The organism is Aurantibacillus circumpalustris (assembly GCF_029625215.1).
GTDB lineage: Bacteria > Bacteroidota > Bacteroidia > B-17B0 > Aurantibacillaceae > Aurantibacillus > Aurantibacillus circumpalustris.
Genome location: NZ_CP121197.1, coordinates 2,472,606 through 2,486,871, shown reverse-complemented (window position 1 = coordinate 2,486,871; position 14,266 = coordinate 2,472,606). Strand labels below are relative to the sequence as shown.

General features: G+C 34.5%; 15 protein-coding genes. 7 read left to right on the top strand and 8 right to left on the bottom strand.

The features are described 5' to 3' along the window. Positions 1-132: 132 nt before the first annotated feature. Together ftsH and rsfS are read right to left on the bottom strand one after the other, a co-directional pair. Positions 133-2,259 carry an ATP-dependent zinc metalloprotease FtsH gene (ftsH, locus tag P2086_RS10420; protein WP_317896680.1) on the bottom strand — a complete coding sequence of 709 codons (2,127 nt, stop codon included), beginning with the start codon at positions 2,257-2,259 and terminating at the stop codon, positions 133-135. Positions 2,260-2,280: 21 nt separating this feature from the next. Then, positions 2,281-2,904, bottom strand: a complete 624-nt coding sequence (rsfS, locus tag P2086_RS10415; RefSeq protein WP_317896679.1) for a ribosome silencing factor — start codon at positions 2,902-2,904, stop codon at positions 2,281-2,283. 73 nt (positions 2,905-2,977) lie between these two features. On the opposite strand from rsfS, the gene P2086_RS10410 reads away from it, so the two are divergent. Then, on the top strand, positions 2,978-3,736 hold the full coding sequence (locus P2086_RS10410) for a biotin--[acetyl-CoA-carboxylase] ligase (RefSeq protein ID WP_317896678.1): 759 nt from the start codon (positions 2,978-2,980) through the stop codon (positions 3,734-3,736). Here P2086_RS10410 and P2086_RS10405 read toward each other — a convergent pair. Continuing rightward, positions 3,733-4,644 (bottom strand): TIGR01777 family oxidoreductase, encoded by a 912-nt coding sequence (locus tag P2086_RS10405; RefSeq protein ID WP_317896677.1) that lies wholly within the window; start codon positions 4,642-4,644, stop codon positions 3,733-3,735. The genes P2086_RS10410 and P2086_RS10405 overlap by 4 nt on opposite strands. A gap of 34 nt (positions 4,645-4,678) precedes the next feature. Between P2086_RS10405 and P2086_RS10400 the strand changes: the two genes are divergently transcribed. From P2086_RS10400 to P2086_RS10390, 3 genes are all read left to right on the top strand, one after another. Next, positions 4,679-4,987 (top strand): (2Fe-2S) ferredoxin domain-containing protein, encoded by a 309-nt coding sequence (locus P2086_RS10400; protein WP_317896676.1) that lies wholly within the window; start codon positions 4,679-4,681, stop codon positions 4,985-4,987. Next, the gene (locus tag P2086_RS10395; protein ID WP_317896675.1) at positions 4,988-5,347 is read left to right on the top strand and encodes a hypothetical protein; all 360 of its coding nucleotides are present in this window, start codon (positions 4,988-4,990) and stop codon (positions 5,345-5,347) included. A gap of 616 nt (positions 5,348-5,963) precedes the next feature. Continuing rightward, positions 5,964-6,449: a GNAT family N-acetyltransferase gene (locus P2086_RS10390; protein ID WP_317896674.1), complete on the top strand. Its 486-nt coding sequence runs from the start codon at positions 5,964-5,966 to the stop codon at positions 6,447-6,449. Between the two features lie 23 nt (positions 6,450-6,472). Here the strand turns inward: P2086_RS10390 and P2086_RS10385 are convergent, their stop codons facing one another. Then, entirely contained in the window at positions 6,473-7,042 is a 570-nt protein-coding gene (locus P2086_RS10385) for a DUF6973 domain-containing protein (RefSeq protein ID WP_317896673.1), read from the bottom strand. 137 nt (positions 7,043-7,179) lie between these two features. Between P2086_RS10385 and P2086_RS10380 the strand changes: the two genes are divergently transcribed. From P2086_RS10380 to fbp, 3 genes are all read left to right on the top strand, one after another. Continuing rightward, on the top strand, positions 7,180-7,452 hold the full coding sequence (locus tag P2086_RS10380) for a hypothetical protein (protein ID WP_317896672.1): 273 nt from the start codon (positions 7,180-7,182) through the stop codon (positions 7,450-7,452). Positions 7,453-7,539: 87 nt separating this feature from the next. Next, positions 7,540-8,787 carry an MFS transporter gene (locus P2086_RS10375; RefSeq protein WP_317896671.1) on the top strand — a complete coding sequence of 416 codons (1,248 nt, stop codon included), beginning with the start codon at positions 7,540-7,542 and terminating at the stop codon, positions 8,785-8,787. A gap of 133 nt (positions 8,788-8,920) precedes the next feature. After that, positions 8,921-9,934 (top strand): class 1 fructose-bisphosphatase, encoded by a 1,014-nt coding sequence (gene fbp, locus P2086_RS10370; protein ID WP_317896670.1) that lies wholly within the window; start codon positions 8,921-8,923, stop codon positions 9,932-9,934. A gap of 174 nt (positions 9,935-10,108) precedes the next feature. On the opposite strand, the gene P2086_RS10365 is transcribed toward fbp, so the two are convergent. The 4 genes from P2086_RS10365 to P2086_RS10350 form a co-directional block, all read right to left on the bottom strand. Next, positions 10,109-12,163: an OmpA family protein gene (locus P2086_RS10365; protein WP_317896669.1), complete on the bottom strand. Its 2,055-nt coding sequence runs from the start codon at positions 12,161-12,163 to the stop codon at positions 10,109-10,111. Between the two features lie 76 nt (positions 12,164-12,239). Beyond that, entirely contained in the window at positions 12,240-12,524 is a 285-nt protein-coding gene (locus tag P2086_RS10360; RefSeq protein ID WP_317896668.1) for a type II toxin-antitoxin system RelE/ParE family toxin, read from the bottom strand. A 1-nt stretch (position 12,525) separates the two neighbouring features. After that, the gene (locus P2086_RS10355) at positions 12,526-12,696 is read right to left on the bottom strand and encodes an addiction module protein (RefSeq protein ID WP_317896667.1); all 171 of its coding nucleotides are present in this window, start codon (positions 12,694-12,696) and stop codon (positions 12,526-12,528) included. A gap of 263 nt (positions 12,697-12,959) precedes the next feature. Then, positions 12,960-14,240 (bottom strand): IS4 family transposase, encoded by a 1,281-nt coding sequence (locus P2086_RS10350; RefSeq protein ID WP_317896666.1) that lies wholly within the window; start codon positions 14,238-14,240, stop codon positions 12,960-12,962. Positions 14,241-14,266 lie beyond the last annotated feature (26 nt).

The following is a 14,266-nucleotide window of genomic DNA, read 5'->3' as shown; positions in this document are numbered from 1 at the left end:
TCTTAGTGAAATCTGTTTGCGAATCCTAAATGGTATTATACCGCAGGAAAATAAGCGCACAGAATTGTTTCTCGTTTCTGCACAAAAAAAACGCAAGCCAAATGACTTGCATTTTTTTTAATTTATTTGAAATTATAAATTAATCTGAGGGTTATCCAACTTAGGTGCCGGAGGAATTTCCACTTTCGTTGGTGGTAATTCTTCGTGTTTATCGAAAGGACGTTTACCGAAAATTTCTTCCAAGTCTTCTTTAAAAATTACCTCTTTTTCAAGAAGTTTTTCTGCAAGCATGGTCAGTTTATCTTTATTGCTCATTAAGATCTGTTTCGTTTTTGCATAAGCAATATCCGTCATTTTCTTCACCTCTTCATCAATTGTTCTGGCAGTGTTCTCGCTATATGGTTTGCTAAAAGCGTACTCACTTTGTCCTGAACTATCGTAATAACTGATGTTACCAATCTTCTCATTTAAGCCATAATATACAATACAGGCATAGGCTTGTTTGGTTATTTTTTCAAGATCGCTTAACGCACCTGTACTCACTTTACCGAAAACAATTTCTTCTGCAGCACGTCCACCTAATGCAGCGCACATTTCATCGAGAATTTGATCGAGTGTAGTGATCTGACGTTCTTCAGGCAAATACCAGGCTGCACCCAAAGATCTTCCACGCGGCACAATCGTAACTTTTACCAAAGGACTTGCGTGCTCTAACATCCAACTCACAGTGGCGTGACCTGCTTCATGAAAAGCGATCACACGTTTTTCCTGCACAGTGATAATTTTATTTTTCTTTTCTAAGCCGGCAATAATTCTATCTACCGCATCTAAAAAATCTTGCTTCTGAACAACCTTTTTGTTTGAACGCGCGGCAATTAAAGCTGCTTCGTTACAAATATTAGCAATATCTGCACCACTAAATCCTGGTGTTTGTTTTGCAAGGAAATCAATGTGTACACTTTCATCAATTTTAATTTTCTTTAAATGCACCGCGAAAATTTCTTTACGCTCATTTAAGTCAGGCATGTCAACATAAATCTGTCTATCGAAACGACCTGCACGCATTAAAGCGCGATCTAAAATATCTGCGCGGTTTGTTGCTGCAAGAATAATTACACCGCTGTTAGTACCAAAACCATCCATTTCGGTTAGTAATTGATTCAAAGTGTTTTCACGTTCATCGTTTGCTCCTGCCGACGCACTTTTACCACGTGCACGACCAATGGCATCAATCTCATCAATAAAAATAATACAAGGTGCTTTTTCTTTTGCTTGTCTGAATAAGTCACGCACACGCGATGCTCCCACTCCAACAAACATTTCAACGAAATCAGATCCACTCAGAGAAAAGAAAGGAACTTTAGCTTCACCTGCTACAGCTTTTGCAAGTAAGGTTTTGCCTGTACCCGGAGGTCCTACCAGTAATGCACCTTTCGGAATTTTTGCTCCTAAGTCGGTGTACTTTTTCGGATTCTTCAAGAAATCTACAATTTCCATCACCTCCATTTTAGCACCGTCTAATCCTGCAACATCATTAAACGTAATGTTTACATGTGTATCCTTATCAAATAAAGTAGCTTTTGATTTTCCAATATTAAAGATTTGCCCGGGTCCGCCACTGCCGCCACCGCCCATACGACGCATCATTACAACCCAAATAACAATCATTAATAAAATTGGAATAATAAAAGAAAGATTATCAGTCATCCAATTTGATTCTTCAATACTGCGGGCGGAAATTTGTCTATCCTTTGGAATACCTGCCTCAGTTTGTACTTTTTCCATGCTTGATAAAAAATAATCAATAGAAGGAATAGTTACAAAAAACTGGGGTCCTTTAAATTTTTTATCAAACATGGCCAATCCGGTTTTCGGATCTTTGTAACGATTCGCTGTTGCAACACTATCAGGATTCACGGTAATACGTGCAATACTTTTGTTTACGATCACTACTTCCTGAACATCACCTTTAAGAAGCATGTCATGATAAAACTTGCTTTGAGGTACTTCTTTTAAGTGTGAATTAAAATCATTGCCATAAAACACTACCATTAACAGCACTACAACAACAACGCCATAAATCCAATAGAAATTATTTCCACCGTTACCGCCTTTGTTGCCACCACCACCAAATGGGGAGTTTTGACGTCCGAATTTTTCTTTCATGCGCTCAAACTGCTTCTTTCTCTCTTCCTCTGGCGACGAAGGCTGATTGCTATTTGTATTCTGGGTCGGTTCCTGTTTTTGTTCTTCGCTCATTTTATATTAAATATCGTTTAATTAATTTTTTATGTGTGTGATTTCAGCATCACCCCACAAACCTTCAATGTTATAATGCTCTCTTGTTTCACGTAAAAACACGTGTACCACAATGTTTATGTAATCCATGAGAATCCACTCACCATTTTGACTTCCTTCGGTGTGATAAGCTTTTTCCTTAGCTAATTTTTCAACCATTTCCTCAACGCTATCTGCAATTGAATTTACGTGCGTATTACTATCCGCGTCACAAATAACAAAATAATCTGTTACACGGTTTTCAATTTCCTGTAAATTCATGATCAGAATATTTTTCGCCTTTCTTTCTTGCATACCTTCTACAATAGCATCTAGCAATGTAGATGTTTCTTTTTCGGTAGTAATTTTTTTAGGGCGTTTAGACGCCGCTGGTTTTTTCTTTTTCTCAGAATTAGCGATCACATTTGCTTCGCGTAGTTCACGTTCCTTGTCGGTTAAAACTTTTTTTACTGGAGTCTTACCTTTTTTTGCCGGTGATTTTTTCACCACAGAAGATTTAGACTTTGTGCCAGAAGATAATTTTTTAGCAATTGATTTTACTCCTTTTGCAGAAGCTTTTTTTACTGGAGATTTTTTCGCACTCGCCGCGGATGGTTTTTTAGCCATGAAGATATTTTACTAGCTTTTAATTAATTTTATTAGGTTTACACCAAACAACAAATTTAACCTATTTGGCGTAATGGAAACACTATTTATTGGGAAAAACATCATTTTTTTACCTGAAATACATAGCACCAATTCTTATGCCATAGACCTGTTAAAGAACGTTAACCTTTCTGAAGGCACTGTTGTGCATACTGCTAATCAAACACATGGTAAGGGACAACGTGGCTCGGTCTGGAACGCACAAGCTAAAAGGAATCTGACGGCTTCTATAATTTTGAAACCGACATTTCTCAGCATTAAAAATCAGTTCTTTTTATATCAAATTGTTGCTTTGGCTTGTTATGACAGCGTGGCGGAAATAATGAAGAGTAGCCAAATTGACATTAAAATAAAATGGCCTAATGACATTTTGGTAAACAAAAAAAAAATAGCGGGCATCTTAATTGAGAATAACATTCAAAATAATCAGATTAATTGGTGCGTTACAGGTATTGGAATAAATGTAAATCAAGTAGAATTTGATCCAACAATCACTGCCACATCTTTAAAATTAATAACTGGATCTGATTACAGTATCACATTGGTTTTAGAGACGCTGTGCAAACATTTTGAAAAACACTACCTCGTATTGCGCAACTCAAAACTCAGCTCAATTAGCGAAGCTTATTTAAAACACCTGTATGGTTTAAATCAATTTTTAGAATTTGAAATTCATGGTGAAAGAAAAAAATTACTCGTTAAAGGTCTAAGCGAAAGTGGACTACTTTTACTCGAAGATTCATCTGGAAAAATTAATGAACTTGATGTGAAAGAAGTAAAATGGTTTCTTTAGTCATGGCTACTTAAATCTTTCAAAGCAACTGCTAAATCATCAAATCCAAAAACAAAACCTGTATTTTTTATTTTTTCGTTACTTATTTTCAAGCCGGAAGTAAGCGTAATAGCACGTTCTCCTAAAACAGAGTTCAATATAAATTCAGGAATATTTGGTAAAAAAAATGGTTTGTGTAAACTTTTCGCTAATTGTTTTGAGAATTCTTTATTCGTTGGTGCTTGCGAAGCGGCAGCATTATACACTCCGTGATATTTTGGTTTTAAAACACTTTGAGAATAAATATTCGTCAGATCATTTATGTGAATCCATGGAAAATACTGTTTACCAGAAGCCGCCGCTGCTCCAAGTCCTAAATTAAAAATCGGTTTCATCTTTGCATAAGCTCCACCTTTGTTACTCAAAACAATTCCTGTTCTTACAATAACTGTTCTTATTCCGTAATCGACAAAAGGTTGGTAACTTTTTTCCCAGTCTACACAAGTTTCAGCAAGAAAATCATTTCCAGCAGAATCCACTTCAGAAAATGAATGTTCGCTTGGCACGCTTCCATAAAATCCAACGGCACTAGAACCGACAACTGTTTTTATTGGGAATTTATTTTTCGAAATAACATCAAACAAAAGCTGAGTACTTTTTACACGCGAATCAATTATTTCTTTTTTGTAAGAATCTGTCCAGCGTTTCTCTATTATTCCTGCTCCTGCAAGATGAATAACAGCTTCTACGCCTTCAAAGGCTGATTCATCAACATATTTTTCATTCAGATTCCACTTATATTTTCGAATTTCCTTCCACGTGCCTGCTTCTCGACTTAACCAGCGCGGTTCATGACCTTGTTTTAATAATAATTCAGAAATTGTTTTCCCAACCAAACCACTTCCACCTGTAATTAATATCTTTGTCATATATACAACTAACAGTTTAAATTACAAAAAGTTTATGGAGTACGATGTTCATATTTTTGTTTGCAACAATCAGCGAAGCGGAAGCGAAAAATTAAGTTGCGGTGATGCACATGGATTGGAATTAGTTGGGGAATTCAAGAAGCAACTAAAAGAGTTGAATGTTGGTTTAAAAATGCGTGCCAATAGAAGTGGTTGTCTGGGTATTTGCGATTTTGGCCCAACCGTGGCAATTTATCCAGAAGGAACATTTTATGTCGGTGTTAAAAAAGAAGATGTGAAAGAAATAATTGAATCGCATATTCTAAATAAAAAACCGGTTGAGCGTTTGTTACTTAAAAGATAAATGGAAGAAATCGATGTAAATACTTATTTGTTTAAAGAAAATCTTTTCGATTTATTTAAAGAACAACTTAAAAAAGATTTTGAAGGTGCCGGTGCAAACTCTGATTTTACTGGCGATTTACCAAGAGACCTAGAAGCACTTAAATTAGTTCTTTTACATGAACTGAAAATTATTTCTAACAACAGTAGTACTTTAATTGCAAGTTTATTGTACCGAATAGACATTAGTGAAATTCAAATTCGTAATTATCAATTGAAAAATTCATCGCTTAGTTTTGAAGAGGTGCTTGCTGAGTTAATTATTAAACGCATCCTGCAAAAAGTCATTTTAAAAAAAACCTACTCTACTAAGAACGGGTAGTTGCTGGCTGAGACCTTGCTGCTTTTCAACACTGAGAAACGGAGACGCTGAGGCACAGAGGAAGTTTAGAAAAACTCTCTGTGATAAAAACTTGGGCTACTTAATTAAACCACATAGGCACATAGGTTTTATTGGATCATATCAGTTCAATTTTTAGGAAACATAGCATTTAATTGATCTTATGTGTTTATATTTTACACTCATTCATTTCTTTGGCAAAAATGTTTACAGTCTGCACTAAGAAACGGAGACGCTGAGGCACAGAGGGAATTTAGAAAAACTCAGTGGAACTCTTTTACTCCTTCGACACTGTGGTAAAAAGTGCACTGTTCAACACTGAAAAACGGAGGCGTTGAGGCACGGAGTAAGTTTAGAAAGACTCTGCAGAAATTCTTTACTACATAAGGTTACAATGCATTCTACATAAAATAAACCACATAGACACATAGGTTTTATCGAATTCTAATAAGGTAGTTTTAAGCAAACATAGAATTTGAAGCTTCGCTTCAAATTCTATGTGTCCCTATGTTATTAAGCATTTAGTTGATCCTATGATCCTATGCGGTTATATTTTACACTCATTTAATTTTTTGGTAAAAAATAGTATTTTAGCATCATGTCAATCATCATCAGAAAAGGAACAGAAAACGATGTGCCACAAGCGCTCAATTTGGTAAAAGAACTCGCTGTATTTGAAAATGCACCTACTGAAGTAGAAGTAAATATTCAAGAAATGACAAATTCAGGTTTTGGGAAAAACAAACTCTTTGATTTTTTTGTGCTTGAAAAAGAAAACGAGATAATTGGTATTGCTCTCTATTACTACAAATATTCAACCTGGAAAGGTAGATGTCTTTTTCTAGAAGATATTATCGTTACAGAAGAAGAACGCAAAAATGGTTACGGAAAATTACTGTTTAACGAAGTTGCGAAAATTGCACAAAAAGAAAAAGTAAAACGAATGGAATGGCAGGTGCTGGATTGGAATGAGGCTGCCATTAATTTCTACAAAAAATATGATTCGAATTTTGATGCGGAGTGGATTAATTGCAAATTAAATTTTGAGCAATTGCAGAGTTTTGACGAGGGGAAGAAATCTTAGAACCTTCGAGAATTGTGTATGATCTAATTATTCTTTGATGATACAAGACATTTAGGAATGTTCCAAGTTCGATTATATTTTTTCAAATCAATAAGATTTCCTTCACAATCTAAATATGCTCCAGACCTATTTCTTTTCATGATAAGTGCATTTCCCTTTTTTATTTCATCGATTACAAGTTCACTTATATGTTCCAGAAATATCTTTTTATTTTGAAAGCCGATTTTAAATCCAAGTTCATTATTAAAAAGATCCATTACAGAACTTAAACTATCTGCCAACTCTCCTTCTTCCTTTTCGGATTTTAAAAACTGTCGGTAATTTGTTTTTTCATGTGCAATACCCAGTCTTCGAAGTTTTCGCACTTTAATTTTTTGTGCACAAGCAGCCATGTACAAACTATGTCGATAGGCGTCTAACTTTCCTCCATTACTGAAACCGTCTAATTCACTTTTGATTGAAATCTGATCAGAATATATCTTACATTCTTTTGTAATCCGTTTTACTTTTAGTGCTGCAAAAGGATGTGTTAATGCCCAACAACGCTCATACTTGCCTAGTTTCGGTAATTGTGACCAAGAATATGAGCTCACTAGTAAAAAACAAACAACTATTTTTCTTGACACTCTCAAAACAGACATTTCTTAAAAAAGTACAATTAACACCACAATGTTAGTATAATATTCAGAAACGCTTTTTTCAAATCATTCCTAAAAGCTATTTTTAACATGTGGAATATAAAACTGATTTTCTCTCCGTATTACTTAATAAAAAAACTACTGGTTTAGTTGTTAGCATTAATGATTTGCGCGACAAAGAATTTAGTGGCGTAAAGTTAAGTCTAGAAGAAAAAACAGCTTTAGCAAATTTCGATAAATACAGAATTAATGTATTAAATGCTCAAAGCGATGAGCAGCAATTTCACCTTAAGTACCGTCAAATTCAAGTCATTGCTAACCTTAGCAATTGGAAAGAATTTTTGAACGAAGATTTTTCTAGCTAAAATCGTTTCAAAAAAAATCCTTAAAAGTATCACGCTTGCATTCTAAGAATTGAAGAATCCCCCAGAAAATGGTAGATTTAATTATTTATGTTATTTCCCAATACACAAAAATTAAATTTATTAAACTCCAAATCAGGAAGGGCATTAACCGCATTTGCTTTTTATTTCGCTGAAGGTGCTCCCATTGGTTTTATTTGGTGGGCCATGCCAACTTTACTGAGACAAACTGGTGTGGGGGTTGACGTTATTGGAACGTTCACTGCTATTCTTGTTCTTCCATGGGTATTTAAATTTTTATGGGCGCCGCTCATTGATATTTTCAGGTCTACACGTTACGGCTATAAATCCTGGATCGCCATCTCACAAATCTTTATGTGCTTAACCTTACTACCACTCATTTTTATACCAATTGAAAATAATGTTATGTTATGGGCTGGGCTTTTATTTCTTCACTCTTTATGCGCTGCTACACAAGATGTGTCGGTTGACGCTTTGGTTATTAATACCGTGGCAGATGATGAAAAAGGAATATTTAATGGTTATATGCAAGCCGGAATGCTTTTGGGCAGAGGACTTTTTGGGGGCGGAACACTTATTTTTATTTCGATAATTGGTTTACAGCTTACCATTGCACTCATGGTTCTTGTAATTTTAAATATTATGATCTTACTTCTTTTTATAAAAGAATCTGCTACTTTAATGGATGAACAAAAACTTCTATCAAGCTTTAAAACTAATCTTAAAGAAACATTTTTAAGCAAACAAACCTGGTATACACTTGCCTTTGCGCTAACCGCTGCCGCTGCCTTTGAAGTTGCGGGTTCAATGGCCGGTCCGTTTTTAACAGACAAAGGAATTGATGAGTCAAGCATTGGATATTTCTTTGGATTTCCAGTAACTATATCTACGTTAATAGGCGGCATAGCGGGAGGATTTCTCTCAGATAAGATCAAAAGAAAAAAAGCTCTCCTCTATTTTTTGTGCGGATTTGTTTTTATGATCGTTTTGATTTCTTTAATTGGTATTTTAAACAAAGATGTTCCAGCCTATACCTGGTTAAGTCTTTTTACAGGTATGTATTTCTTTGTCGGTATGTTTACTTCTTCATCTTACGCTTTATTTATGAGTATTACCAATCCAAAACTAGGTGCTACTCAATTTAGTACATTTATGGCTGCTACAAATGCCTGCGAGTCTTGGGCTGTTTGGACAGCTGGTTTAATTGTAGTGAGAACGAACTATAATTCTGCGTTTACAATTATGTGTTTTGTATCCTTATTCAGCTTGTTTTTTCTTAGAAAAATAAAACCAAATAACATTTCTCTTGCGTCATGATCTAAAATTCACCACTCTACTCTGCGAGTCCAATAACAGCTTGTAACTGCGTAATACCTAAGGAAATAAGTGTGATAAAAAAACAAGCATTTTCCGTTTAAAATTGCTAAATTTGCGTTTCAAAATTTAACTTATGAACGTGAAAACATTAGGTCAATTTATTATTGAGAAACAGGCGGATTTTCCTTATGCAAAGGGTGAGTTATCAAGACTTTTACGTGATATTGGTATTGCTGCAAAGATTGTAAACAGGGAGGTTAATAAAGCTGGTTTAGTAGATATTTTAGGAGAAACAGGTGAAACCAATATTCAAGGTGAACGCGTAAAAAAATTAGACATTTATGCCAACGAACAATTCATTGCGGCTTTTAAAGCAGGTGGTGAAGTTTGTGCCATTGCTAGTGAAGAAAACGACGACATCATACCAATTGATTCTGAGATTTCAAAAAGCGCAAAATATGTAATTGCTATGGATCCACTCGATGGATCTTCTAATATAGATGTGAATGTTTCGGTTGGAACTATTTTTTCGGTTTACCGTCGTTTGAGTTTAAGTGGGCCTGGTACTTTGGAAGACTTTATGCAACGTGGTACAGAACAAGTAGCTGCTGGTTATGTTATTTACGGGTCAAGTTGTATGCTTGTGTATACCACCGGTAAAGGCGTTAACGGGTTTACCCTAGATCCAAGTATTGGTGAATTTTGTTTATCGCATCCAAACATGCAAACACCTAAAGAAGGAAAAATGTATTCTATCAACGAAGGAAATTATCTACATTTTCCTGACGGTGTAAAAAAATATTTAAAATATTGTCAGGAAGAAGACAAAGCCACTAACCGTCCCTACTCTTCAAGGTATATCGGTTCTGGGGTTGCCGACATTCACCGTAACTTAATTAAAGGCGGTATTTATATTTATCCAACCACAACAAAATCTCCTAACGGAAAATTACGTTTGTTATACGAGTGTAATCCATTGGCTTATTTGATAGAACAAGCAGGAGGCAAAGCAACCACAGGTGGTAAACGTATTATGGAAATTCCTTTAACAGAATTACATCAACGCACACCACTATTTTTAGGCAGTTCTTCAATGGTTGACAAAGCTATGGAGTTTATGGCTAAATATTCTTTAGAAAAAGTTTAGAGTAAACAGATTATAAATAAGAAAGCCGAGCTTGAAAGAGTTCGGCTTTTTTTGATTAATTCTTTGCAATAAAATTGCATAAACTTTATTTTACTTCAGTATTACTTTCCGAAATTTATTGGAATCTTTGGTGCCGGTGTAGTTTTATATCTCGGAACTTCCAACCATATTAAATCAAAGTCCTGGCCCCATGTAAAACCTGAATTCAGTGCGTCTGTTATAAGCATGCTCACTCTCAGAGCAATTCACACCCTCATGACATCTATTAATAATATTTTCTTCTCCATGGCCGATTACACTTATTCGTTTCATAGACACACCCAACTTTACAAGAAACTCCTTTACTTCTTCTCCTCGTATTGTAGAAAGATTTTTATTAAAAGTTTCGTCTCCTAAAGCATCTGTATGTCCATTAATTTCAAGTCTAATCCTTGAAAAACGCTTCATATGTTGAGCTATCTTTTTTAGATCAGGAATTGCTTCCACAGGAACACTCCATGAACCTGATTCATAGGATATCCGCTCGGTTACCATAAATTCTTTTCCACCATTGGTACCGAACTCTTGAAATTTTAATTCAACATTTTCTTCGGGCATCTCTTGCATCTTAACAATTTCCGCACTTATAATGTGGTACTTAAATTTTTGATCTTTTATGGTCATCTTATCCATAATTATTCCGGTTTGGGTTGCGAGATATATTTCCTGTGTTTCACTAACTTTGTCATTTTTATCGATCACAAGATTCATAGGTACATTGCTATCTATATTCTTAAACGAAAAATCTCCTTGTTCATCTGTGATTGTTCTCTTCAAAACGAGACCATTTAAATCTTCTAAGTAAAGCGATTGATCTGAAAGAAATGTTTTGTTCTGACTTGTACCGATTAATAATTTGCCGTAAATGTCGGTTTGAGCTACACCTATTTCTTCATCAACATCTCTTGATAGAATTTTCATATTTGTGCAATTAAGCTTTGCTATTTCAAAACTTGCAATAAACACTGTATTTACCGACCCATTAAGTTTATTTTTACCAAATTCCAATCCATCAGTAAAAGTTCCACCAAGAATTATTTTATTGTTGATTATATTTAGACTAGACCCTCTATCATTTTTTGAGTTTCCGCTACTTATTACAGTATTAGTGACACCAGTAGGTCCAAGTCTGGCCAGAAATACATCTTCCTTAGGGTAGCCTGAAATATTAAAACGATCCATTCTAAGTGAATCGGAATATCCTCCAGTTAAATAAATAGAATTCTTTTGATCTACAGACAAAGCCTTACCAATTGGAAATCCGCCAGTAAATCTCTTATTCCAAATATCTGCTCCATCTACAGCATATTTTGCAACAATTAATTCTTGCCCATCACTGCCATTTCTTGATTCAACATACCCAGTGATAAGAACTGCTTTATCATTATCTACAGTAATTGCATCTATACTCCCTTTCTTTGTACCAACTACCTTAGACCAAATTATTTCTCCTGATCCAGCTCCAAGACAAAGTAATTTAGCATTGTAACCCTCTTTATTTTCTTCTGATGATGCTGCGTAAATTCTGTCCCCTGAAAAATAAATTGCACTGCAACCATTATCACCTGCATCTCCAAAACTTTTAAGCCACAATAAATTACCTCCAGCGCTTAACTTCATAATAAACATATCGTCTTTTCCTTTTGACGTTACACTCTTTGCATCACACTCAAATTTATCATCAAAAGTACCACTTACATAAACGTTTCCTGCAGGATCGGTTACTACAAAACCACCATCATCTCGTCCGCTATTAATAGAAGATTTAACCCAAACAGGATCACCAGAAATGTTTAACTTAACCAAGTAGAAATTGGGTGAAGGATATGTTTTTATAGTTGATGCTACTATTTTTAAATTTCTAAAACTTGTTGTGTTACTAAAACTTCCTGTAACATAAGTACTACCTTTTGAATCACTGCAAATATCAGAAACCCTCTCACTATATAAACCTCCGTATCTTGTGGCCCATATGCAGTCACCATTAGACTCATACTTTGCTATATAGACATCTGATTCACCTTTAGATTTTATGGTGTATTTATTTCCTAATTCAAGCACATTTCTAAATGATCCTGCGCAATATAGATTACCTGAATTATCATGGCAAATTCCTCCGAATTCGTTTTGAGCATAGGTTAGGGTTGTTGCCAGTAATGATATAATTAAAGCAATATGGATTGTCTTCATGTTTAATGGGGGTTTAACCAAAGTTAGAAAGAAGATTCGTTTATCCAAAAATACCTTCACCATAAGAAAAATCTATTTATAAGTTTTTAATAGGGTTCTGTTTCCAATGGAACAACTGAATAACCGCAACGTAATCCTGAAAAACTTTATACCGTAAAAGATGTTGAAAGGGTTTTATTTTAGCCTGTCTTATTTGTCGGTATCCTGATTTAAAAATATATGGATTTGTTTCAATTACCTCTATATATTCGGTTATCCGACTAAGTAGTTTTTCTCCTAACCCATTCTCTTGTTCTTCAAGATAAGTATATGCTTTTTGAAAATCTTTCGCTGCATTATCAAAAATTAAAACCGGCAGCATTCTATTTTTTTCTTAAGCTCTTACGAACCATCTTTTTAACTTCATCCATGTTGTAAAATTTAGCTTTACCGCTTTCTACCTCTGCAAGCTGTTTATCTAATTCCTTCTTCTGCTCTGAAGTTAATTCAAAAGTTTCTTCCTCCTGATCAAATAACAATTCTATGGCCTTCAAAATATGTTTGTCCTCAGTTTGAAATAGTTTTTGGGCATTTGAATTTTATTTTGCACTACAGTCATTTTTACTTGATTTTAGAGAAAATAAAGGCAGTAATTTTTATTTTTTTTTAATCCAGAGTCAATTCTTAAAACAAAAAACCCCGCATCAGCGGGGCTTTCTATTTTTTTCTGGGTAAGTAATGGGATTAGCTGCGTTGGTCCCGAAAATTACACGGGGTTCCATCAAACAAAACTATCCCGATAACTATCGAATTGGCGTCAAGTTAAAAATGCCACTTTATCGGTAAAGTTCGCTCTATTCCTTGTTTCGTAGGTTATTAATCTTCGACTATTATTAAGTTGTACTTGACTTAAGGTCCAATCCGATCGCGGCATTAATCCTACAATAAATCTTGTTGTTTTTATTAAGCTTATACCCTTAAATGTTTTTATTGCTAGTCGGTATACAGGCATTATAAATAAGACAGTCAAAAGTAAGGTGAGGTAAATAATTGCTTCAGGAATAAATGGTCGGTTTAGTCTTTTAGGGATGTTTTTTTCTAATTTTAGATGACTTTTCCATGATTTAAAAACTATTTCTATATGCCACCTTATTTTGTAAATATCTTGTATTACTTGTGGTTCAAGGTCTGCACAAGAACTTACAAAAACATCCCATCCTAATAAATGAAGTTTTTCTATTGTAAGTTTTTTTCTTCTGTCACGATCCTGAATAGCGTATTTTTGTCTATAGCTTGCTGTTTTACGATCTAATTTAATTGCAAAAAGTGTAACAGGTACTTTTTCTTCTTTACCTAAAAGAACAGTCTGTTTCAAATACTTTTTGTTTTTTAATAGCTTCTTCAAATCAATGAGTTGATTGTTATGTGGGAAAAACAAATGAACATCTTTTCGTAATGGACAAATAAAATGCGCTCCTTTCTTAAGAATCTCTTTAAGAGATCTTAAAACAAAATAACCTAAATCCCTTACTATTAAGTCGCCCGCGCTAATATATTGCAAGATGTCAGCGGAAGCTGCCTGATCATTTCTGGTAAAAGAAGTAACCATTAGTTCTTCAAATGTATTCTTCATTAAATTATAGATAACCTGAATCTTCGCAACGGAGTGATTACCTGTGTAAGTTTTATTTCCCTGATAAAATTCATACAATGAGCTTGGTAAGTGAATACAGGTGCTATCTTGAATGTAAACATTACTGAATTTTTTCATGAATTTATTTACCGTGCGCTTAGAATTAAAAGATCTATTTAAAAGTTCGCGACATAAATTTATAAAATCAGCATCAACTCGCTCAAAAATAGCCTGTTTCGAAATCGGTTTATTTATAAGTTGACTTAGATGAAAAGCCCAGCCAGAAAGAGAAAACGAACCATTTAGGTTACAATTGTAAAAACTCAAAATCAAATTTAAAGGATCGATTTTTTTGGTTCGTCGCTTTTGAAAATTGCATGAATGAGAAAGTGAATAAATTCTTAATTCTTTTAGTCTTTCTTTTAAAGAGATAATTTTATTTTTGAAATGGTTTCCTGTGCGCATATTTTGTTTTGTTAGCGCAATTAAAA

What these genes read in the sequence shown, in the direction of transcription:
- P2086_RS10395 (WP_317896675.1), top strand. Translation starts at nt 4,988, where the DNA reads ATGGAAGAAATCGATGTAAATACTTATTTGTTTAAAGAAAATCTTTTC.
- P2086_RS10365 (WP_317896669.1), bottom strand. Translation starts at nt 12,163, where the DNA reads ATGAAGACAATCCATATTGCTTTAATTATATCATTACTGGCAACAACC.
- rsfS (WP_317896679.1), bottom strand. Translation starts at nt 2,904, where the DNA reads ATGGCTAAAAAACCATCCGCGGCGAGTGCGAAAAAATCTCCAGTAAAA.
- P2086_RS10410 (WP_317896678.1), top strand. Translation starts at nt 2,978, where the DNA reads ATGGAAACACTATTTATTGGGAAAAACATCATTTTTTTACCTGAAATA.
- P2086_RS10390 (WP_317896674.1), top strand. Translation starts at nt 5,964, where the DNA reads ATGTCAATCATCATCAGAAAAGGAACAGAAAACGATGTGCCACAAGCG.
- P2086_RS10350 (WP_317896666.1), bottom strand. Translation starts at nt 14,240, where the DNA reads ATGCGCACAGGAAACCATTTCAAAAATAAAATTATCTCTTTAAAAGAA.
- fbp (WP_317896670.1), top strand. Translation starts at nt 8,921, where the DNA reads ATGAACGTGAAAACATTAGGTCAATTTATTATTGAGAAACAGGCGGAT.
- ftsH (WP_317896680.1), bottom strand. Translation starts at nt 2,259, where the DNA reads ATGAGCGAAGAACAAAAACAGGAACCGACCCAGAATACAAATAGCAAT.
- P2086_RS10405 (WP_317896677.1), bottom strand. Translation starts at nt 4,644, where the DNA reads ATGACAAAGATATTAATTACAGGTGGAAGTGGTTTGGTTGGGAAAACA.
- P2086_RS10375 (WP_317896671.1), top strand. Translation starts at nt 7,540, where the DNA reads ATGTTATTTCCCAATACACAAAAATTAAATTTATTAAACTCCAAATCA.
- P2086_RS10400 (WP_317896676.1), top strand. Translation starts at nt 4,679, where the DNA reads ATGGAGTACGATGTTCATATTTTTGTTTGCAACAATCAGCGAAGCGGA.
- P2086_RS10360 (WP_317896668.1), bottom strand. Translation starts at nt 12,524, where the DNA reads ATGCTGCCGGTTTTAATTTTTGATAATGCAGCGAAAGATTTTCAAAAA.